This is a genomic window from Massilia oculi, assembly GCF_003143515.1.
In the GTDB taxonomy this organism is placed as follows: Bacteria; Pseudomonadota; Gammaproteobacteria; order Burkholderiales; family Burkholderiaceae_D; genus Telluria; species Telluria oculi.
Window position 1 is genome coordinate 1,814,983 of the sequence record NZ_CP029343.1, and the last position, 21,282, is coordinate 1,836,264.

At 67.6% G+C, this 21,282-nt stretch carries 14 protein-coding genes; 4 read left to right on the plus strand and 10 right to left on the minus strand.

Going from position 1 to position 21,282, the window contains the following annotated elements; genetic code table 11:
- The first annotated feature begins 1 nt into the window (after position 1).
- The gene (locus DIR46_RS08425) at positions 2 to 946 is read left to right on the plus strand and encodes a hypothetical protein (RefSeq protein WP_109344833.1); all 945 of its coding nucleotides are present in this window, start codon (positions 2 to 4) and stop codon (positions 944 to 946) included.
- Positions 947 to 951: 5 nt separating this feature from the next.
- Here the strand turns inward: DIR46_RS08425 and DIR46_RS08430 are convergent, their stop codons facing one another.
- The 7 genes from DIR46_RS08430 to DIR46_RS08460 form a co-directional block, all read right to left on the minus strand.
- Complete coding sequence (locus DIR46_RS08430) at positions 952 to 3,642, minus strand: nitrate reductase (protein ID WP_109344834.1); 2,691 nt, start codon at positions 3,640 to 3,642, stop codon at positions 952 to 954.
- A 13-nt stretch (positions 3,643 to 3,655) separates the two neighbouring features.
- Positions 3,656 to 4,873 (minus strand): NAD(P)/FAD-dependent oxidoreductase, encoded by a 1,218-nt coding sequence (locus DIR46_RS08435; RefSeq protein WP_109344835.1) that lies wholly within the window; start codon positions 4,871 to 4,873, stop codon positions 3,656 to 3,658.
- Complete coding sequence (nirD, locus tag DIR46_RS08440; protein ID WP_109344836.1) at positions 4,870 to 5,217, minus strand: nitrite reductase small subunit NirD; 348 nt, start codon at positions 5,215 to 5,217, stop codon at positions 4,870 to 4,872. The genes DIR46_RS08435 and nirD overlap by 4 nt, the downstream gene beginning before the upstream one ends.
- Positions 5,218 to 5,228: 11 nt before the next feature.
- The gene (gene nirB / locus DIR46_RS08445; RefSeq protein WP_109344837.1) at positions 5,229 to 7,754 is read right to left on the minus strand and encodes a nitrite reductase large subunit NirB; all 2,526 of its coding nucleotides are present in this window, start codon (positions 7,752 to 7,754) and stop codon (positions 5,229 to 5,231) included.
- Between the two features lie 14 nt (positions 7,755 to 7,768).
- Positions 7,769 to 9,067, minus strand: a complete 1,299-nt coding sequence (locus DIR46_RS08450) for an MFS transporter (RefSeq protein ID WP_109344838.1) — start codon at positions 9,065 to 9,067, stop codon at positions 7,769 to 7,771.
- A 257-nt stretch (positions 9,068 to 9,324) separates the two neighbouring features.
- A complete protein-coding gene (locus DIR46_RS08455) occupies positions 9,325 to 10,491 on the minus strand; it encodes a CmpA/NrtA family ABC transporter substrate-binding protein (protein WP_109344839.1) in 1,167 nt (388 codons plus the stop codon).
- A 35-nt stretch (positions 10,492 to 10,526) separates the two neighbouring features.
- Positions 10,527 to 11,171 (minus strand): ANTAR domain-containing response regulator, encoded by a 645-nt coding sequence (locus tag DIR46_RS08460; protein WP_109344840.1) that lies wholly within the window; start codon positions 11,169 to 11,171, stop codon positions 10,527 to 10,529.
- Positions 11,172 to 11,837: 666 nt separating this feature from the next.
- Here DIR46_RS08460 and DIR46_RS08465 point away from each other — a divergent pair.
- Positions 11,838 to 14,222 (plus strand): S9 family peptidase, encoded by a 2,385-nt coding sequence (locus tag DIR46_RS08465; RefSeq protein WP_109344841.1) that lies wholly within the window; start codon positions 11,838 to 11,840, stop codon positions 14,220 to 14,222.
- Between the two features lie 155 nt (positions 14,223 to 14,377).
- On the opposite strand, the gene DIR46_RS08470 is transcribed toward DIR46_RS08465, so the two are convergent.
- The gene (locus tag DIR46_RS08470) at positions 14,378 to 15,619 is read right to left on the minus strand and encodes a M20/M25/M40 family metallo-hydrolase (RefSeq protein ID WP_109344842.1); all 1,242 of its coding nucleotides are present in this window, start codon (positions 15,617 to 15,619) and stop codon (positions 14,378 to 14,380) included.
- Complete coding sequence (locus DIR46_RS08475; RefSeq protein ID WP_109344843.1) at positions 15,616 to 16,860, minus strand: urate hydroxylase PuuD; 1,245 nt, start codon at positions 16,858 to 16,860, stop codon at positions 15,616 to 15,618. Before DIR46_RS08475 ends, DIR46_RS08470 begins: the two co-directional genes overlap by 4 nt.
- Positions 16,861 to 16,982: 122 nt before the next feature.
- Here DIR46_RS08475 and DIR46_RS08480 point away from each other — a divergent pair, with 122 nt between their 5' ends.
- Both DIR46_RS08480 and DIR46_RS08485 read left to right on the plus strand, forming a co-directional pair.
- The gene (locus DIR46_RS08480) at positions 16,983 to 17,921 is read left to right on the plus strand and encodes a LysR substrate-binding domain-containing protein (protein WP_109344844.1); all 939 of its coding nucleotides are present in this window, start codon (positions 16,983 to 16,985) and stop codon (positions 17,919 to 17,921) included.
- A 2-nt stretch (positions 17,922 to 17,923) separates the two neighbouring features.
- Positions 17,924 to 19,699, plus strand: coding sequence for an allantoate amidohydrolase (locus DIR46_RS08485; protein WP_109344845.1), 1,776 nt, complete (start codon positions 17,924 to 17,926; stop codon positions 19,697 to 19,699).
- 66 nt (positions 19,700 to 19,765) lie between these two features.
- Here the strand turns inward: DIR46_RS08485 and DIR46_RS08490 are convergent, their stop codons facing one another.
- On the minus strand, positions 19,766 to 21,250 hold the full coding sequence (locus DIR46_RS08490; protein WP_109344846.1) for an NCS1 family nucleobase:cation symporter-1: 1,485 nt from the start codon (positions 21,248 to 21,250) through the stop codon (positions 19,766 to 19,768).
- Between the last annotated feature and the right edge of the window lie 32 nt (positions 21,251 to 21,282).

A 21,282-nucleotide genomic window follows, 5' to 3' on the forward strand; every position in this document is an offset into this window, starting at 1 on the left:
AATGAATAAGCAAACCCTGATCGATAAGCTGATGAAGACCGGCGCGCATGCCGTGCCCGGCCGCGCCGACGTGATCGCGCTCACCCCGCTCACCCGCGACGATGCGCGCGCCAGCATGAACCGCTTCCTGACCGCGCTGCACGAGGCCGACATCTGCCGCCACGACCGCGCCAACCTGGCCGACCGCGGCGAGCGCAGCGTGGTGTACCTGGCCGATGGCGCGCGCGCCGTGGTCTACCACGCATCCAGCGCGCTGCGCTACGTGTCCGGCCTGGCGCCGTTCCAGGCGCCCTGGCAGCGGCCGGAAGAAACGCCGGCGCTGGTGCGCCAGCTGGAACAGGCCGCGCAGCGCATCGACATCGGCGCCTGGGTCGGCGAGCGCGGCAGCCTCGCCTTCGAGCGCCTGTGGCAGACCAAGGCGCGCGGCAGCGACCGCGACCAGAAGCTCTCGGACACGCTGCTGGTGCGCGCCACCGGCGCCTGGCGCCATGCGGTGGGAGAAATCCCGGTGCTGGGGGCCGCCTCGGTGGCGCTGCGCCTGGCCGGCGACGGCACGGTCGACGCGCTCGCGCTGAACATCCGGCACAGCGATGCCGAGGTGCTCGACAGCGCGCCCGTCCTCGAGGCCGAACTGGCGGCGCGCCAGCTGGCCGAGCGCCTGGCCAGCGTGCTGGGCAAGTCCAAGGACCGGCCGCCGGGCGACGTCGTGCAGTCGGCCACGATGCGCTTCGGCTATCTCGACCTGGGCAAGCGCAAGGCCCAGCGCGTGCTGGCCCCGGCCTACGTGGCGCAGGTCGTGCTGCAGCACCGGCTCGAGCGCCAGGCCTATGTGCTGGCGGTGTCGGCCACCGAGCGGCCATACATCGAGCTGCCGCTATTCGGCAACGAGGCGCCGGTGGTGCGCTCGCGTGGCCTGCATCCGGAGTGCCGCGACGGAGCGTCGTGATCCCGTCATGCCACGGCTGAGCGCACCTCCTGCAACAGCGACCTGATCTCGGGCAGGCACGATCCGCAATTACCGCCGGCCCGCAGGCAGGCGGTCACCTCGGCCGATGTCTTCAGGTCCTGCTTCGCGATGGCCGCGCAGATCGTGTTGCGGCCGACGCCGAAGCAGGAGCAGACGGTCGGCCCGGGGTCCGGCCCCGGCGTCGGCGCGCGGCCGGCCAGCAAGGTCGCGCGTTCGCGTGCGCTCAGCCCGGTTTGCGCGAACAGTTCACCGAGCCAGGCGCGCGCCGGCAGGTCGGGCCGGCGCGACACGAACAGGCAGGCTTCCAGGCGGCCATCGACCACGAGCGCCGCCCGCAGCATGCCTTCCGACTTGTCTTCGTATTCGATCCAGTCCGCGTCTTCATCCGCACCGAGCAGCGCGCGCGCCATCGCGGGCGACACCGGCTCGCGGCCGCCCAGCTCATAGCGCAGGAAGCCGCTGCCGCGCACGCGCGTCCAGTGCGCCACCCGCTCCAGGTTCAGTTCCATGCGGCTCAGGATGAAGCCATACCAGGCCACGCCGAACGGCTCCACCCGCACCGGCGTGTGCTTGAACTCGGGTTCGCCCGACACCGGATCGACTTCGGGATTGACCAGCGCGCCGACGCGCGCGTCGGACGCGGTTTGCCCATTCCAGTGGATCGGCACGAACACCGCGCCGCGCGCGATGCCGCCGCCATGCGCCACGCGCGCCACCATCGCGCCCCACCGCGAGCTGACGCGGGCGAGTTCTCCTTCTCGCACGCCGGCCAGCAGCGCGTCGTGCGGATGCAGGTCGACGAACGGTTCCGCCGCATGGCCGGCCAGGCGCGGCGACTTGCCGGTGCGGGTCATCGTGTGCCATTGGTCGCGCAGACGGCCGGTGTTGAGCGCCAGCGGGAACTCGCCGCCCGGCGCATGCACAGGCGCGCGCGGCGTGGTCGCGACGAAACGCGCCTTGCCGTCGGGGTGAGAGAAACGGCCGTCGCCGAACAGCCGTGCTGTGCCCTCGGCCGAGGCGTTCAGCGGCCATTGCACCGGCTGCAGCGCATCGTAGGCCGCGAGGTCCATGCCGACCAGCGGATCGAGGCGGAAGGCGCGGCGATGGCCTTCGTCATCGTTCTTCCAGGTCGACAGCCGTGCGTGCTCGTCGAAGATCGCGTGCGCGCCGTCGTAGTCGAAGCCGGCAAAGCCCATGCGTTTGGCCACCTCGCACAGCGCCTGCCAGTCGGCGCGCGCCTCGCCCGGGGCCGGCAGGAAGGCGCGCTGGCGCGAGATGCAGCGCTCGGAATTGGTCACCGTGCCATCCTTCTCGCCCCAGGCCAGCGCCGGCAGCAGCACGTGCGCATATTGTCCGACGTCGGTGTTGGCCACCACGTCCGACACCACCACCAGTTCGCAGGCAGCCAGCGCGCGCCTCACCTGGTCGGCATCCGGCATGCTGACCACCGGATTGGTGGCCATGATCCATACCGCCTTGACCTTGCCCGCCTCCACCGCGCGGAACAGGTCGACCGCCTTCAGGCCCGGCTTGTCGGCGATGCGCGGTGCGTCCCAGAAGCCGCGCACCGCCTCGCGATGGCCGGCATTGTCCAGGTCGAGATGGGCGGCGAGCATGTTCGCCAGGCCGCCCACTTCGCGTCCGCCCATTGCGTTCGGCTGCCCGGTCAGCGAGAACGGGCCCATGCCGGGACGGCCGATGCGGCCGGTGAGCAGGTGGCAGTTGATGATGCTGTTGACTTTATCGGTGCCGCTCGAGGACTGGTTCACGCCCATCGAGAACGCCGTCACCACTTTTTCGGTGCGGGCGAACAGTTCATAGAAAGCGCGCAGCTGGGCCGGATCGACGCCGCAGTCGCGCGCCACGTCATCCACCTCGTCATCCACCGTGGCGACTTCCAGCGCCGCCTCCAGCCCATGGGTGTGCGCCGCAACGAAGTCATGGTCGACCGCGCCCTCTCGCGCCAGATAGGCCAGCAGGCCGTTGAACAGCCGCACGTCGCTGCCCGGCTTGAGCGGCAGGTGCAGGTCGGCCAGTTCGCAGGTGGCCGTGCGGCGCGGGTCGAGCACGACGATCTGCAATGCGGGACGCGCTTCCTTCGCCTTGACGATGCGCTGGAACAGCGTCGGATGGCACCAGGCGGCGTTCGAGCCGACCAGCACGATCGCGTCGGCCAGCTCGACATCCTCGTAGCAGCCCGGCACCACGTCTTCACCGAAGGCGCGCTTGTGGCCGGCCACCGCGGACGACATGCACAGGCGCGAGTTGGTGTCGATATTGGCGCTGCCGACGTAGCCCTTCATGAACTTGTTGGCGACGTAGTAATCCTCGGTGAGGATCTGGCCCGAGACGTACAGCGCCACCGCATCCGGCCCGTGCTCGGCGACGATGCGCCTGAAGCCGTCGGCGACGGTGTCCAGCGCCTCGTCCCAGCTCGCGCGCGCCATCGCGCCGTCGCGCCTGATGGCTGGCGTCAGCAGGCGGCCATCGAGGCCCAGCGTCTCGCCCAGGGCCGAGCCCTTGACGCACAGGCGGCCGCGGCTGGCCACATGATCGGCGTCGCCCTCGATCAGCGCGCCACCATCGCCCAGCGGCGTGGCTTTCACGCCGCAGCCGACGCCGCAATAAGGACAGGTGGTGCGGACTTCTTGCAGCGGGATCGGCATGTGCGACATAAGTGACTCTCTTCTACGCGGCCTGCGCTTCACACATTGCAGGCCCGAACAACAATCGATCGCGCAGCGCCGACACGTCGGCCCCGCGCTGGATCAGGTCGAAATACCAGGGACCGTCGAGCACGTCGCCATACAGTACGGCGCCCGTGATGCGGTTCCCCTCGAGCACCAGGCGTTTATAGATGCCGGCGCGGCGGTCGCGCAGCACCAGATCTTGCGTGCCCGGTCCGCCGACGATGTCGCCGGCAGAGTACAAATCGATGCCGGTGACTTTCAGCTTGGTGGCGGTGGCCTGCTGCACGTAGCGGCGATGACCCAGGCCGGCCAGGTGGGCGGCGCACACGCGCGCCTGGTCCCAGATCGGCGCCACCAGGCCGAAGGTCGCCTTGCGGTGCTGGACGCATTCGCCCACCGCGTACACGCGCGGATCGTAGCTCTGCAAGGTGTCGTCGACCACGATGGCGCGCTCGACGTGCAGGCCCGCGGCGCGCGCCAGCGCCACATTCGGACGCACGCCGGCCGCCATCACCACCAGGTCGGCCGGCGCCTCTGTGCCATCCTTGAAGCGCACGCCCTCCACTCTGCCATTGCCGAGAATGGCCTCGGTCTCGGCACCGAGCAGGATGCGCAGGCCGCGGCCCTCCAGCGCGATCTTGAGCAGCAACGAGGCGTCGACGTCGAGCTGCTGGTTCAACAGGCTATGGGTGAGATGGACCACGGTGACGTCCATGCCGCGGCGCAGCAGGCCGTTGGCCGCTTCCAGTCCCAGCAGGCCGCCGCCGATCACGACCGCGTGCTTGCCGTCGCGCGCCGCCTGCAGCATGGTGTCGACGTCGTCCAGGTCGCGAAAGCCCACCACGCCTGGCAGCTCGGCGCCCGGCACCGGCACGATGAACGGTTGCGAGCCGGTCGCCAGCAGCAGGCGGTCGTAGGCAACCTCCCTGCCCGACTGCGCGCGCACGATGCGCCGCTTGCGGTCGATCGCCACAACGGGGTCGCCCGCATGCAGGGTGATGCCGTGCTCCTCGTACCAGCTGCGCGGATGCAGCACGATCTCGTCCGCCGTCTTCTCGCCCGCCAGGACCGGCGACAGCATGATGCGGTTGTAGTTGACGCGCGGCTCGGCGCCGAACACGGTGATGTCGTACAGCTCGGGTGCCAGCGCCAGCAGCTCCTCGACGGTGCGCATGCCGGCCATGCCGTTGCCGACCACGACAAGAGAAGACCTCATGCGGCGACCCACACCTGTCCGCCGTCGATCCGCGCCGGATAGCTGGCGACCGATTGCGCCGGCGCCTCCAGGCACTCGCCGCTCCGCAGGTCGAAATGCTGCTTGTAGATCGGCGAAGCGACCACGATGCGCTCGCCGATGCTGCCCACCAGCCCACGCGACAGCACGGCGGCCTGCGAGTTCGGATCGTAGTTATCGATGGCGAACACCCTCGGCGCATCGCCGCCGACGCGGAATACCGCCACCTGGCGGCCGTTCAGCAAGGCGCACACGCCGGTATCGGGCACGATCTCGTCCAGGTTGCAGACGGCGGTCCAGTGTTCGAGTTGAAGATCACGGTGCATGATGCTCTCCTTTATGCGGCGGTGGCGATGGGGATGACGCGGCGGCGTTCGTCGAAGGTGGCCGGACGGACCTGGCCGCGCTCTGGCACGAACACGACGTTCTCGTCGACCTGCGTGCTGTTGACGAAGTGGCGGAAGCGGCGGCGCACGGCCGGATCGGTCACGGCTTCCTTCCATTCGCAGGCATAGGTGTCGACCACGTGCTGCATCTGCGCTTCCAGTTCCTGTGCGATGCCGAGGCTGTCGTCGACCACCACCGCCTTCAGGTAATCGAGGCCGCCTTCCAGGTTCTCGCGCCAGGTGCTGGTGCGCTGCAGGCGCTCGGCGGTGCGCACGTAGAACATCAGGAAACGGTCGGTCAGGCGCACCACCTCTTCTTCGGACAGGTTCGAGGCGATCAGCTCTGCGTGGCGCGGCTTCATGCCGCCATTACCGCACACATACAGGTTCCAGCCCTTGTCGGTGGCGATCAGGCCGACGTCCTTGCCCTGGGCCTCGGCGCATTCGCGGGTGCAGCCCGAGACGCCGAACTTGATCTTGTGCGGCGCGCGCAAGCCTTTATAGCGGTTCTCCAGCGCGATGGCGAAGCCGACGCTGTCGCCGACGCCGTAGCGGCACCAGGTCGAGCCGACGCAGGATTTCACCGTGCGCAGCGACTTGCCGTAGGCGTGGCCCGACTCGAAGCCGGCCGCGATCAGCTCTTCCCAGATCGCGGGCAGCTGGTCGACGCGGGCGCCGAACAGGTCGACCCGCTGGCCGCCGGTGATCTTGGTGTACAGGCCATACTTCTTGGCCACCATCCCCACCGCGATCAGGCCATCGGCCGTGACTTCGCCGCCCGGCATGCGCGGCACGACGGAATACGTCCCGTCCTTCTGGATGTTGCCGAGGAAGTAGTCGTTCGAATCCTGCAGGCTGGCGTGCTTCGGGGTCAAGACGAAATCGTTCCACACCGAGGCCAGGATATTCGCGGCGGTCGGCTTGCAGACGTCGCAACCGAGGCCCTTGCCGTGGCGCGCCAGCAGCTCGCCGAAGTCCTTGATGCCTTCCACGCGCACCAGGTGGTACAGCTCCTGGCGCGAGTACGGGAAGTGTTCGCACAGGTGGTTGTTGACGGCCACGCCCAGTTTCTTCAGCTCGGCGTTGAGCACCTGCGTCACCAATGGCACGCAGCCGCCGCAGGCGGTGCCGGCCGAGGTGCAGCTCTTGAGGGCGCCGATGGTGGTGGCGCCGCCGGCCACCGCCTCGCACAGGGCGCCCTTGCTGACGTCGTTGCACGAGCAGACCTGGGCCGTGGCCGGCAGCTTGTCGACGCCGATCGCCGGACGCGCCCCGCCGCTCTCCGGCAGGATCAGGTATTCCGGCGCCTCCGGCAGTTCGATCCTGTTCAGCATCGTCTGCAGCAGCGCGCCATAGGCTGACGCCTCGCCCACCAGCACCCCGCCCAGCAGGTATTTGCCGCAGCTCGACACGACGATCTTGCGGTAAGTCTGGCGCCGTTCATCGAGGAATTGATAGCTGCGGCTGCCCGGCGTGGCGCCGTGGGCGTCGCCGATGCTGGCCACGTCCACGCCCATCAGTTTCAGCTTGGTGCTCATGTCGGCGCCGACGAAACCGCATTCCGTTCCCAGCAGATGCCGCGCCGCGGTGCGCGCCATGTCGTAGCCCGGCGCGACCAGGCCGAACAGCTGGCCACGCCAACATGCGCATTCGCCGATGGCGTAGACGTGCGGGTCCGAGGTCTGGCAGCGGTCGTCGATGACGATGCCGCCGCGCGGGCCGATCCCGAGCCCGGACGCGCGCGCCAGCTCGTCGCGCGGGCGGATGCCGGCCGAGAACACGATCATGTCGGTGTCCAGGTGCGTACCGTCCGCGAACTGCATGCGGTGGTTGGTGTCGTCGCCATCGACGATGGCCAGCGTGTTCTTGCCCGTGTGGACGCCGACGCCCAGCTCCTCGATGCGGGTGCGCAGCACGCGCGCGCCGGGATCGTCGACCTGCACCGCCATCAGGCGCGGCGCGAATTCGACCACGTGGGCGTTCAGGCCCAGGTCGCGCAGCGCCTTGGCGCATTCGAGGCCCAGCAGGCCGCCGCCGATCACGACCCCGGACTTGGAACGCGTTCCCGCCTCTTGCATTGCTTCCAGGTCTTCGATGGTGCGATAGACGAAGCAGTCCTTGCGGTCGGCGCCGGGCACCGGCGGCACGAAGGGATAGGAACCGGTCGCCAGCACCAGGCGATCATAGGCGACGGAGGTACCGTCGGCCAGCGTCACCTTCTGCGCCGCCCGGTCGATCCCGACTACTTTCGCATTCAGGCGCAGCACCATGTCTTCACGCTCGAAGAAGCCCGGCGCGACCAGCGACAGGTCGTCCGCACGCTTCCCGGCGAAGAATTCGGACAGGTGCACGCGGTCGTAAGCCGGCCGCGGTTCTTCGCCCAGCACCGTGATGCGCAAGTCTTGCCGCCCGCTGGCGGCCAGGGTTTCGAGGAATTTGTGGCCCACCATGCCGTGGCCGATGACGACGATATGCATTTGCTGCTCCCTGATCAAGCTGCTGCGGCTGCCGGCGCCGTGTCGGCGCCCGTCGCGGTGAATCGGGCTGCGATGGCGCAGACGCTGGCGACCAGCACCAGGCCGCCGAGGATGGTGAGCGTCTGCTTGATGTCGCCCGTACCCTTCATCAGGAAGCCGGCCGCCACCGCGCCGACGTTGCCGCCGGCGCCGACGATGCCGGCCACGCCGCCCAGCGCCTTCGGCGCGATGAACGGCACCAGCGCATAGGTGGCGCCGCAGGCCATGTGGGTGAACAGGCCGAACACCAGCATCGCGACCACGGCGAACACGACGCCCTCGGCCTGGGCGAACCACAGCAAGCCGAGTCCTTCGCCGATCATCAGCACGAACAGCACGGTCACGCGGCGGTTCAGGTCACCCGACAGCGCCGCCTTGTCCGACAGCCAGCCGCCCAGCGCGCGGGCGAACAGCGCCAGCAGGCCGAAGCTGCCCGCCGCCATGCCGGCCTGGGCCAGCGACAGGTCGAAGTGCTCGACGTAATACACGGCGGCGATGTTATGGATGAAGATCTCGATGCCGAAACAGGCGCCATAGGTGACGAACAGCAGCCAGGCGCGGTGGTTGCGGCAACCGGCGACGAAGCTCGCCCATCCGCCCTTGCCGCCGGCATCAGGCATGCGGCCGGTCTTGCGCAGGTCGTCGTAATTGCCGGCCGGGCAGTCCTGCGTATAGCGCCAGTAGAAGAAGGCCATCACGATCATCATCACGCCCGGCACCACCAGCGCCAGGCGCCAGCTCAGCGACTGGCTCACGCCCAGCATCACGATGGCGGTGAGCATCAGCGGCATCACCGCCTGCGCCGCGCCGCCGCCGGCATTGCCCCAGCCCGCCGCCGCCGCGTTGGCGGTGCCGACCACCTTCGGTCCGAACATGACGGAGGTGTGGTACTGGGTGATGACGAAGCTGGCGCCGACCGCGCCGATGCCCAGGCGCGCCAGCAGGAAGGCCTCGTAGCTCTGCGCCAGCGCCACGCCCAGCACGGGAATCGCGCCCAGCAGGAGCAAGCCCGTGTACGTCTTGCGCGGGCCGTAGCGGTCGCACAGCGGACCGACCAGCAGACGCACGAAGATGGTGATCGCAACCGCCGCAATATTGATGTTGGCGATCTGCTCCATCGAGAGTCCGAATTCGCCCTTGATGACCGGCATCAGCGGCGCGCAGGCGAACCAGGCGAAGAAGCAGACGAAGAAGGCGACCCAGGTGAGGTGGAAGGCGCGCATCGGCGCCCCCTGGAAGGAAAAGAGCTTGATGCTGTCCGCTTTGCTGGCCATTGTTCTTCCTTTAAAAACGAAAAGGCGTCCGCGCTGGCTGCCATGGGCAGTAGCTGCGGACGCCGTTGTCCTGTTGCCGTCCCCGCGTTGGGCCGGCGCTAAGTGAAAATCGTGAAGAGAATCGCCATTGATCCTGTCAGAGGTATGAGCAAGAGGCGTGCCACCGGTGCTTCAGGGAGCGGACGCTGATGAAATGCGTTCGGATGCTGCATTGCGGTGCATCGCTCCCCACGATGATGCACCCGCATGCACCGCGTTCAAGATCCGGATGGTGCGCCGGCCCAGGCATGCGGATCGCTGCCGTCCCATACCCGGCCGTCGAGCAGGGTCGAGCTGCGCATCGGGGTAGCGGGCAGCATCGTGCCGGTGCGTTCGGCCGCCTCGCGGTACAGGTCGATGCGGTTGACCTGGGCCGCCAGCGCCAGATAAGGAGGGGCTTCGCGCAGCAGGCCCCAGCGCCGGTGCTGGGTCATGAACCACATGCCATCCGACAGCCAGGGGAAGTTGACCTCGCCGTCGGCATGGAAGCGCAGGCCGTTGTGGCCGCGCCAGGCGCCTTCCCGATGCTCGTCGATATGGCTGCCGGCCAGGCAGAACTGCAGCGTCTCGCGGCTGGCGTTGACGTAGGCGGGACTGGCCAGCACCTCGGCCGCGGCTTCGCGGTTGGTGCGCGAGGCATCGAGCCAGCGCGCCGCCTCCAGCAGCGCGGCGATCATGGCGCGGCAGGTATTCGGGTGGCTGGCCGCGAAGCCGGCGCGCGTGCCGAGCGCCTTGCCCGGATGGTTCGGCCATACCTGTTCGCTGGACGCGGCTTGCACCCCGGCGCCGTCGCGCTGCGCGCGCTGACCCCACGGCTCGCCGGCGCAAAAGCCATCCATATGGCCGGCGGCCAGGCTGGCCGCCATCTGCCCTGGGGGCACCGTCACCGCCTGGCAATCCACCAGCGGGTCGACGCCATGCGCGGCCAGCCAGTAATACAGGAACATCGCGTGGTTCCCGGTCGGGAAGGTATGGGCCAGGGTGAGCTTGCGCCCTTTCGCGTCGATCTCGCGCTTGAGCAGGCCCGGATCGAGGGCGGCGTTGGCGAGCGCGCGCGACAGCGTGATGTTCTGGCCGTTCTGGTGCAGGTTCATCAACACCGCCATATCGCACTGCTGGGTGCCGATGCCGTTCTGGATGCCGTAGACCATCCCGTACAGCGCATGGGCCGCATCGAGCTGCTGGCCGATCAGGCGGTCGCGCATCGCGGTCCAGGACAGTTCGCGTGTGAGCGCGAAGCGCACCCCGTACCGTTCGTCGAAGCCGAGCACCGACGCCATCACCAGCGGCGCGCAATCGGCCAGCGGCATGAAGCCGATGCGGACGGTCTCGATCTCGGGCCGGTCGGTGCCGGCGATCCAGGCGCCTCTGCCTGCCAATGTCATACGTCTCCTTGTCCTTGTCTGTAGTGAAGCGTGGCCTAGCCGAGCAGGTCTTCCACGTCGATCAGGCGCTGCGCGACTTCCGCCAGCTTCAGGTTCTTGTTCATCGCCAGGGTGCGCAGGCGCTGGTAGGCCTGCTCTTCGGTCAGGCTGTAGCGGTTCATGAGCAGGCCCTTGGCGCGGTCGACGGTCTTGCGCTCCGCCAGCTTCTGGCGCGTGTCGCTCAGCTCATCGAGCAGCTTCTGCTCGCGCCGGAAGCGCGCCAGCGCCACATCCAGCACCGGCTTGACGCGCTCGGCCTGCAGGCCGGCCACGATATAGGCCGAGACGCCGGCGTCCATCGCCGCGTCCATGCTGGCCGGCGCATCGTCCTCGGTGAACAGGACGATCGGACGCCGCGCGTCGCGGGTGGCGATCACGATGTGCTCGAGCACGTCGCGTGCGTCGGACTCGCTGTCGGCGATGATCAGGTCGGGCTGCAGCTGGGCGATGCGCTCGGGCAGGAAGACGTCGGCCGGCAGCGATGCGATCAGGTCGTAGCCCGATTCGAGCAGGCCGATGCGCAGCGCCGTGCTGCGCCGCGTCTGCGCGGCCTGGGCGGCGTCCGGATCGGTGCCGGGCGCTGTTGCGGAAAGCACGACGACGATCCGCAGATGTGGTGAAGCACTGTCTCGCGATTTCATATGCTTACGATATGCAAGATTCGCACCAGGCGCGAGCATCGCCAATGGCCCATGCCCTTCTTATGCGGAACGCCTTGCCCGAGATATTCGCATATCGAATGTCTTGCATGAGAGCAACTTAATAATCATTCACAGAATGAATCGCGGGAATCACAAATCTAAAGTTTGTTTATGATGAGGACGCCCCTATACTGCAACGCAACATCGAAGTATTTATCTCAGGGGAACAATCATGACTGCAGCCATCCAACGCACCAGCTTCTTCGCGGCAGCCATCTCGGCCATCCGCAGCTTCTCGCAAGATCTGTACGTCGCCCACGGCGGCTACGCTCCGGCAGTGCGGGGTTGATCATGCACCCGCTCGAATACGTCACCATCGCCCTGGCCGTCGTCGCCGTGGCAGCCCGCGTCGCGATGTTCCTGCCGCGTCCGCCAAAAGGTCCGTTCAAGGCCATGTAATACAGGGACGCATTGCGGTGCGTCACTGCCGCGATATCCGCTCCGCATCGGGCGCCGGCCATACTTACGTACCGCCGGCGCTTGTCTTTACAGCAAAAAAAACCTGTCACATCTCGCGGTCCTGATGAATGCCTGCGCTAGAATGCATGCGCATTTCTGGCAAGCATTGCTGGCAAGTACGCCATTTCTTCACTCATCAGACCCACCATGCGAACACCTGCACTTACCCTGTTTGCGGCCTCCTTCGCCGCACTGATCGCGCTGCCGGCGGCGGCTTCCACTCCAATCACCCTCGACCAGGCGATGAGCCATCCAGACTGGATCGGCACCCCGGTGGAAGACGCCTGGTTCAGCTGGGACGGCAAGCAGGTGTACTACAAGCAGAAACGCACCGGCTCGCCGGTGCGTGACGTGTTCCAGGTCGCGGCGGGCAAGGCCCAGCTGGTCAAGGACGCCGATCTGCCGAAGATCGACAGCGCCGACGTCGTCTACAACCGCAACAACAGCCGCATGCTGGTCCTGCGCAACAACGACCTGTTCGAGCGCGACCTCAAGTCGGGCCAGCTGGTCCAGGTCACCCGCGGCGCCAGCCGCATCACCGCCGCCCAGTACACGGCGGACGAGCGCGCGGTCCAGTACCGCGTCGGCAACGACTGGTATGTGTGGGACCGTGCCAGCCGTGTCACCGGCCCGGCCGCCCTGCCGCGCGCCGCCAAGGACCCGAACGCGCCCGAGGACGATCCCTACCGTTCGACCGAGCTGCGCCTGATCGAGCACCTCAAGCGCCAGAAGGATGACCGCGACGCCCTGCGCGCGCGCACCGACGAACTGCGCCGCGCCGACGCCTCGATGGCGCCGAACCCGGTCTACCTGGGCGACAAGGTCACCATCGAAGGCAGTTCGCTGTCGCCCGACGGCCGCTGGCTGCTGGTGGTCACCGCCGCCAAGGGCGCCGACAAGGGCCGCGCCGGCAAGATGCCGCGCTACGTGAACGAGTCGGGCTACGAGGAGACCGAAGACGTGCGCACCCGCGTCGGCCGCAACATGCCGGTGCCGCATGCACTGAAGCTGGTCGACCTGCGCACCAACAAGGTGCAGGACATCGCCTTCGACGCGCTCCCGGGCGTCAATGTCGATCCGCTGGCCGAGCTGCGCGCCGCCGCTAAAAAAGATCCGCTGAAGGGCAACCGCCCGGTGGTCGTCTCGGGCGGGCGCAACGCGATCGACTGGAGCGCCAACGGCGCCAACGTCGCCGTCATGCTGCGCGCAGTCGACAACAAGGACCGCTGGATCGCCAGCGTCGACCTGGGCGCCGCGAAACTGAAGCCCCTGCACCGCCTGAGCGACGGCGCCTGGGTCAACTACGACAACGCCGAATTCGGCTGGCTGCCGGACAACCGCACGCTGTGGTACCTGTCGGAGGAAAGCGGCTACTCGCACCTGTACACCAAGGACAGCGCCAGCGCCGCCGCGCCGCGCGCCCTCACCACCGGCAAGTGGGAAGCCAGCGACGTGCGCTGGACCTATGACGGCAGCACCGCCTACATGCTGTGCAACCGCGAGACGCCGGGCGACTACGAAGTCTGCGCCGTGAAAGCGAATGGCGCGAATGGTGCAACCGAGGTCCGCGAAGTGACCAGGCTCGATGGCGTCGAGAAGTTCGCCCTGTCGCCGGACGAGAAGAAGCTGCTGGTGCACTGGTCGTCCAGCTACACCCCGATCCAGATCGCGACCGTGCCAGTCTCGGGCGGCGAAGCGAGCAAGCTGACCGACACCCGTACGCCGGAATTCAAGGCGCGCGAGTGGATCCAGCCGCAGTACGTGGCCGTGCCTTCCAGCGCCGGCGGCGATCCGGTGTGGGCAAAGCTGTATCGTCCGGCCCAGCTCGAGCCGGGCAGGAAGTATCCGGTCGTGATGTTCGTGCACGGCGCCGGCTACCTGCAGAACGTCAGCAAGCGTTATCCGAACTACTTCCGCGAGCAGATGTTCCACAACCTGCTGGTGCAGAACGGCTACGTGGTGCTGGACATGGACTACCGCGCCTCGAAAGGCTACGGCAGCAAGTGGCGCACCGCGATCTATCGCCAGATGGGCCATCCGGAACTGGAAGACTACATCGACGGCGTCAAGTACATGGTGAACCAGCACCAGGGCGACGCCGCCAACGTCGGCATCTATGGCGGCAGCTACGGCGGCTTCATGACCTTCATGGCCCTGATGCGCGCACCGGACACCTTCAAGGCCGGCGCCGCGCTGCGCCCGGTGACCGACTGGACCACCTACAACCACGAGTACACCGCCAACATCCTGAACACCCCGGACATCGATCCGGAGGCGTACAAGAAGTCGTCGCCGATCGAATACGCGCAGAACCTGAAGGGCCACCTCTTGATCTCGCACGGCATGATCGACGATAACGTGTTCTACCAGGACTCGGTGCGCATGGCGCAGCGTCTGATCGAGATGAAGAAGGACAAGTGGGAAATGGCGAGCTATCCGCTGGAGCGTCACGGCTATGTGCAGCCGGAGGCGTGGTATGACCAGTATCGCCGGATTCATGAGCTGTTCGAGCGGTCGCTCAAGCAGAAGTAATCCGCACCGCTGACACGTCGTTCCCGCGCAGGCGGGAACCCAAGTCATTTAGCGCGCCACATAGTCAAGCGAAGTGGCAACGCTGAACACTGAGGTTCCCGCCTCCGCGGGAACGACGTTTTCAAGCCGACGATTGAATCGGGGGTGGCGGTATTTCAGGACCGCGGACCGAGAAAATCGAGCAGGGTCAGCGCCACCACCTTGGTCGCCTTGCGCAAGTCTTCCAGCAGCAACCGCTCGTCCGCCTTCTTGGCGTTCGACTCCTCCACCGTGCGCGGCCCGGCGCCATACAGCACGGCCGGGATGCCATGTTCGCCGTACAGCCGCGCATCGGCATACAGCGGCGTGCCATGCGCGGGAATCTCCTCGCCCATGATGGTGCGGCCATGGCGCTGCAAACTCTCCACCAGCGGCGCCACGCCCGGCAAGGGCCGCAGCGCCTGCGACAGCAGCAGGCGCCGGATCTCGAGGCGGATGCCGGGCAAGCCGCGCACCGCTTCCCCGACCAGAGCGCGCACCTGCGCCTCCACCGCCGCCGGATCTTCTTCGGGGATCATGCGCCGGTCCATCCTTAACACCACCCTCCCCGGCACCACATTGGTATTGGTCCCGCCATCGATGCGGCCGACGATCATGGTCGGCGAGCCGATGCCTGCCACGGCGCTGCGGATCTTCTTCAACGCCGGCAGCTCGCCATAGATCGCGCTCAGCACTTTCGTGGCGGCCTGCAGGGCGTCGACCGCGGTCTCGGGCATCGCGCCATGGCCCGCCCTGCCGTGCACGGTTACTTCCAGCTGCAGGCACGCGTTGTGGGCGGTGACGATGCCGTAGCCGAAGCCGGCCGCGATCACGTAGTCGGGTCGCGTCAGGCCCTGGTTCAGCAGCCAGCCCGGCCCCAGCAGGCCGCCGACTTCCTCGTCGTAGGTGAAGTGCAGCTCGACCGCGCCCGATAACGGTAGGCCCAGCGCCTCCAGCGCGCGGGTCGCGAACACATAGGTGGCGAAGTCGCTTTTCGAGACTGCCGCCGCGCGCCCATACAGGTAGCCGTCCTCGATCACGGCGCCGTAGGGCGGTTTGGTCCAGCCCTCACCGGGCGGCACCACGTCGCCGTGGGCATTCAGCGCCAGCGTGGGGCCGTCCCCTCCATACCGGCGGCGCACGATCAGGTTGGTGATGCTCTCCAGGCCGTGGTCCCGCACGTCCTGCGCCGGCACCGCATGACGCTCGACCGGCCAGCCGGCACGTTCAAGCATGTCCGCCACCGCCTCGGCATGCGGCGCGTTGTTCCCCGGCGGCGTATCGGTCGGGATCCGCACCACCTCCTGCAAGAAGGCGACCTGCTCGTCGAAGTGCGCGTCGATCCAGTCGGTAAGACGCTGGTGCAAGGGATTGTTCATGGCGCTTTTCCTGTGCCGGCGCCGGCTTCGAACCAGGCCCCCACCTGGGCGCGTTCGGCATCGGTCATATGGGTGAGATTGGCCAGCGGCATGGCTTTCAGTTGCACCGTCTGCTGGTAGATGCGGGCCGCATGCTGGCTCACCAGCTCCGGCGTGTCGAGTATCACCCCGCCCGGCGCCGCCGCGAAGCCGGCTTGCGTCGGCTGCTGCGCGTGGCAGGACACGCAGCGCTGCTCCATGATCGTGCGCACCGTGGCGAAGCGCGCGGCGGCATCCACGCCGGCCGCCACTGCCGGATCGGCACTGGCGCGCGGCCCTGGGGCCAGCACGACCGCCAATGCCAGCAGCAGCGCCACGCCCGCGGCCGGATACCGCCACTCGATGCGGCCCTTGTGGCGCAGGTTGAAGAAGTGGCGGATCAGCACCCCTGCCAGCATGATCGCGCCCAGCACGGCCCAGGCATGCGGGTGGTTGTAGGTCATCGCATAGTGGTTGCTGATCATGATGAACAGCACCGGCAGGGTGAAATAATTGTTGTGCACACTGCGCTGCTTGGCCTTGATGCCGTGGCTCGGATCGGGCTTCTCGCCCGCCAGCATGGCGCCTACCATCTTGCGCTGGCCGGGAATGATCAGCATCGCCACGTTGGCCACCATGATGGTGCCGATCATCGCGCCCACGTGCAGGTAGGCGGCGCGTCCGCTGAGGAGGTGGGTGAGCACCCAGCTGCTGCCGACCAGCAGCAGCCAGATGGTGGCGCCGAACGCCAGCTGGTGCTGCACCAGCTTCGAACGGCACAGCAGGTCGTACACGACCCAGCCCGCCACCAGGCTGCCGATGCCGATGCCGACCGCCTGCCAGCTCGTGAGGTCGGCCACGCTGCGGTCGACCATCATCGCCCTGGCGTTCAGGTAGTAGACCACCACCAGCAGCGCGAAGCCCGAGAGCCAGGTGGAATAGGCTTCCCACTTGAACCAGTGCAGCTCCGGCGGCAGCTCGGCGGGCGCCACCAGGTATTTTTGCGGGTTGTAGAAGCCGCCGCCATGCACCGCCCATAGTTCGCCGGACACGCCCTTGCGCTCCAGGCTTGATCCGGGCGCCGGCGGCTTGATGGTGTTGTCGAGCCAGACGAAATAGAAGGAAGCGCCGATCCAGGCGATACCGGTAATGATGTGCAGCCAGCGCAGCAGCAGGTTGAACCACTCCAAAGCATATGGCGCCAGGTATCCGGTCTCGAACATGGGCTTCCCTCGTGAACGTGGTGCGGCTGAGATGGATCGAAGATACGCCGATTCCAATTTCTGCGACATGAAATTTAGCGTATATTCAACATATCCACCTTGATATACGTTTCGCCTTTGCGATGTCCAGCCTGCCCCGCAACCTCGACCTGCACCTGATCCGCATCCTCTACCTGCTGCTGGTGGAGAAGAACGTCTCGCGGGTGGCGCTCAAGCTGAACCAGCCGCAGCCCTCGATCTCGGCTTCGCTCCGTAAACTCCGCGAGCTGACCGGCGACCCGCTGCTGGTGCGCGGCGCGCGCGGCATGGTGCCGACCCAGCACGGCGAGAGCCTGCTCAAGCCTGCCAAGCGCATCCTCGACGAAGCCGAGAGCCTGTTCGTGCGCAAGGCGCCGTTCGTGCCCGAGCAGGCGACGCGCACCTTCCACATCGCCGCCCCCGACTATCTCGACGCGCGCTTCCTGCCGAACGTGGTGGCGCTGCTGCGGCGCGGCTCGCCCGGCAGCAAGGTCGTCATCCACGCCCTCGGCCCCGGCCTGGACTACCTGCGCATGCTGTCCGACGGCGAGATGGACCTGGTGATCGCCAACTGGGACGAGCCGCCCGCCCACCTGCACATGTCCAAGCTGTTCGAGGACCCGATCATCTGCACCATGCGCGCCGACAGCCCGTACGCCAGGCGCACGGCGCCGGACGCGATGACGCTCGAGGACTACCTCGACCTGCCCCATGTGGCCCCGACCCAGATGCTGCCAGGCTACCACGGCGTGATCGACGCCTGGCTGGAGCGCCATGGCCTGCAGCGCAGGGTGGCGGTCGAGTCGCCCTATTTCGGCGTGATTCCGTATATGCTGACCCAGAGCGACCTGGTGCTGACGACCGGCCGCCAGTTCATCCGCGCCTTCGAGAAGACGCTGCCGCTGAAAAGCTTCACGGTGCCGCTCAAGTTTCCGCCGATGCGCTTCTACCAGCTGTGGCACCAGCGCGTGCACCAGTCGACCGAACACAAATGGCTGCGCGACCAGGTGAGCAGCGCGGCAAAGGCCTTGATAAAGGAATAGACATGCCGACGATCCGGGAGCTGAACGAACTCGACGCCGACGCTTTCGCCAAGGCGCTGCATGGCATCTACGAACATTCGCCCTGGATCGCGGCGCGCGCCGCCGCGGCCCGTCCCTTCTCTACACTGGCGGCGCTCAAGCTGGCCTTGCAGGCGGCGGTCGACGGCGCGAGCGATGCGGAGCAGCTGTCGCTTCTGCGCGCCCACCCGGAGCTGGCCGGCAAGGCCGCCATCGCCGGCGAGTTGACGCGTGAATCGACCGGCGAACAGGCCAGCTCAGGCCTGGATCGCTGCACACCCGACGAATACGTTCGGCTGCACGCGCTCAATGCGCAATACAACGAGCGTTTCGGCTTTCCCTTCATCCTGGCCGTGAAAGGCCCGACGGGACGCGGCCTGGCGCGGCAAGCCATCATCGACACCTTCGTGCGCCGCCTCGACAACGCCCCCGGCGACGAGCTGCGCGAAGCGCTGCGCCAGGTGCACCGCATCGCCGAGATCCGTCTCAATGCCCTGCTTGGTGTCGAGCCCTCCATCGGGGTCACCGTGATGGACTGGTGCGAGACCCTCGGCGCCATCAGCGACAGCGACGCCGGCCTGACCTGCGCCTACATGACGCCGGCCCACCAGCGCACCGCCGACACCATCGCCGGGTGGATGCGCGACGCCGGCATGACGGTCCGGGTCGACGCCGTCGGCAACGTGGTCGGCCGCTACGCCGCAACCCGGCCCGGCGCCAGGACCTTGATCACCGGCTCGCACTACGACACGGTGCGCAACGGCGGCAAGTACGACGGCCGGCTCGGCATCCTGCTGCCCATCGCGCTGGTTGGCCGGCTGCATGCACGCGGCGAGCGCCTGCGCTACGACCTCGAAGTGATCGCCTTCGCCGAAGAAGAAGGCGTGCGCTATCGCAGCACCTTCCTCGGCAGCAGCGCCGTGGCCGGCGGCTTCGACCTGGCCCTGCTCGATGCGCGCGACGCCGACGGCATTGCGCTGCGCGACGCGCTGGCGGCCGCCGGCCACGATCCGGCCGCCATCCCCGCCATCGCGCGCGATCCCGCCATGGTGCTCGGCTTCGTCGAGGTGCATATCGAGCAGGGACCGGTGCTGCTCGGGCGCGGCCTTCCGCTGGGCGTGGTGAGCGCGATCGCGGGCAGCTCGCGCTACCTGGTCGAACTGAAGGGCGTGGCCAGCCATGCCGGCACCACGCCGATGGGCATGCGGCGCGACGCCGCCGCCGCCGCCGCTGAAATCGTGCTGCTGGTGGAAAGCCGCTGCAGCGGCCCGGCTTCACTGGTCGGCACGGTCGGCCAGCTGGAGGTGCCGGCCGGCTCGGTCAACGTGGTGCCCGGCGCCTGCCGCCTGTCGCTCGACATCCGCGCCGCGGACGACGAGACTCGCCTGGCGGCCGTGGACGACATCCTGGCCGGAGTCAGGCAAATCTGCGCGCGGCGCGGCATCCAGGAAAAACTGCACAAGCTGCTCGAGATCGACGCCGCGCCCTGCGCGCCGCGGCTGATGAACCAGCTGGCGTCCGCGGTCGAACGCGCCGGCCTGCCGTTCTTTGCATTACCTTCCGGCGCCGGTCACGACGCGATGCGCATGGCCCGGCTGAGCGAGGTCGCGATGCTGTTCGTCCGCTGCGGCAACGGCGGCATCAGCCACAATCCGCTCGAGACCATGAGCGCCGACGACGCCGAAATCGCCGGCATGGTGATGCTCGACTTTCTGCGCGCCTTTACTCCGGCGGCAGCGCCGGCAGGATCGGCGTCGTGAGTAGCTTCTCAGTGCAGGTGGACGTCGTGCCCCGGCCATGGAATTGTCCAGGGCGCAAGCGCACCGTCATCGCGCGCCCCGCCCTTCCATCCCTTTCATCATGAGGCCGTAGACCACGGCGGCGATCGCGACGCCGACGAACCACGCATAGGTATAGATCGTCTTGAAGGCGTCGCCGACGTCGGGGAAGCTGGCCGGGAAGGCCGCGTTCAGGAAGCCGGGGATATTGGGCAGCACGCCCAGCGCGAAGGCCACCAGCGCCGCCTTGTTCCAGCCATTGCCATAGCCGTAGATGCCATCGTGGCGATACAGCTGGTCGACGTCGAGCGTGGTCTTGCGCACCAGGTAGTAGTCGACCACCAGCACGCCGGCGATCGGTCCCAGCAAGGCCGAGTAGCCGACCAGCCAGGTCATGATGTAGTTCTGGGTCGACTCCAGGATCTTCCAGGGCATCATGAGCAGCGCCAGCCCGGCCGTGATGTAGCCGCCGGTGCGATAGCTGATGCGGCGCGGCGCCAGCGCCGAGAAATCGTAGGCAGGGCCGACCAGGTTGGCCGCGAGGTTCACGCTGACCGTATCGACCAGCAGCACGATCAGGGCGACCAGCAACGCGATGCCGGTCATGCGGCTGGCCAGGTCGACCGGGTCCCACAGCGCCTTGCCGTACAGGACCACGGTGGCCGAGGTGACGATCACCGCCAGCGCAGCCAGCAGGCCCATGGGCAGCGGCAGGCCGACGGTCTGGCCGATCACCTGGTCGCGCTGCGACCTGGCGAAGCGGGTGAAGTCGGGGATGTTCAGCGCGAGGGTCGCCCAGAAGCCGATCATGGCGGTCAGCGACGGCCAGAAGGTGGACCAGAACTGCCCCTCTTTGGCCCCACCGGGCACGAATTGCGAACGCTGCTCGAGCAGCGGACCGAAACCCTCCCCGCCGACCTGCCTGTGCACCCACCACAGCAGCACGAAGCAGATCGCGATTTTCAGGGGAGCGGTCCAGGTCTCGAGCTGGCGGATCGACTCCATGCCGTGCACCACGAAGTACAGCTGGATCGCCCAGAACGCGAGGAAACAGGCCAGCTGCGCCAGGTTGATGCCGAGCCAGCCGAGCGCTTCGCCACCGATCGGGGCGCCGTTCATCACGCCCAGCAGGGTATAGATCATGCTGCCGCCGAACCAGGTCTGGATGCCGTACCAGCCGCAGGCGACGATGGCGCGCATCAGCGCCGGCAGCCTGGCGCCGCCAGTACCGAACGAGGTGCGCGCCAGCACCGCGTAGGGAATGCCGTACTTGGCCCCGGCATGGCCGATCAGCAGCATCGGCACCAGCACGATGGCGTTCGCCAGGAACACGGTCAGCACCGCCTGCCAGCCCGACATGCCGGCCTCCACCAGGCTGGCCGACAGCGTGTAGGCGGGGATGCACATCACCATGCCCACCCACAGGGCGGCGAAGTGGTACCAGCGCCAGGTGCGCTGGGCTGCGGTGGTTGGAGCGAGGTCGTCGTTCCAGAGGTCGTTGTCGGTATAGGTCGGATGAGTCACGGCGCGCATGCGAAGTCAAACTGTGGAATCGATGCGCGCGA